The organism is Microvirga tunisiensis (genome assembly GCF_009296175.1).
In the GTDB taxonomy this organism is placed as follows: Bacteria; Pseudomonadota; Alphaproteobacteria; order Rhizobiales; family Beijerinckiaceae; genus Microvirga; species Microvirga tunisiensis.
In genome coordinates, this window is record NZ_VOSK01000960.1 from 1 (window position 1) to 626 (window position 626).

At 60.2% G+C, this 626-nt stretch carries 1 pseudogene; it reads left to right on the plus strand.

What is annotated here, in order from left to right:
- Positions 1-124: 124 nt before the first annotated feature.
- Positions 125-553: pseudogene (locus FS320_RS44735) on the plus strand (IS3 family transposase); the annotation flags it as partial.
- Between the last annotated feature and the right edge of the window lie 73 nt (positions 554-626).

The window sequence follows — 626 nt, forward strand, 5'->3', positions numbered from 1 at the left end:
CCAGAGCGACTTGGATGCGATCGCGCTCAGGCTCAATACTCGGCCAAGAAAAACCCTTGGCTTTCAAACGCCAGGAGCTACGCTGGCCAAAGCTGTTGCGCTCATCACTTGAACCCACCACGGCTTTTTTCGCCAAGGAGGGAAGTCGATGAAGTTTCAGTTCATCGATGCGGCGAAAGAGAGCTTCCCCGTCACACGCCTGTGCCAGGTTCTTGACGTCAGCCAGAGCGGCTACTTTGCCTGGAGAAGTCGTCCAGCCAGCCCGCGCCAGCGGGAGGACTTGGTCCTGCCGGCCCACATCCGCTCGGCCTTCACCCTCTCCAATGAGACCTACGGCAGTCCGCGCATGACCCGCGAGCTGCAGAATGAGGGACTGCAAGTCGGTCGCCGTCGGACCGCCCGGCTGATGCGGGAGAATGGGCTCAAAGCCCGGCAGAAGCGCCGCTTCAAGCGCACCACCGACAGCCATCATGCCTTCCCGATCGCGCCCAACCTGCTCGAGCAGGACTTCTCAGCCACACGCCCGAACCAGAAATGGAACGCCGATATCTCGTAGATACTGTCGGCGAATTCCCTGTTGGCTATTCAGCAAGAGGAGGATGGCATGAGTCTTCATCCCGAGCCGA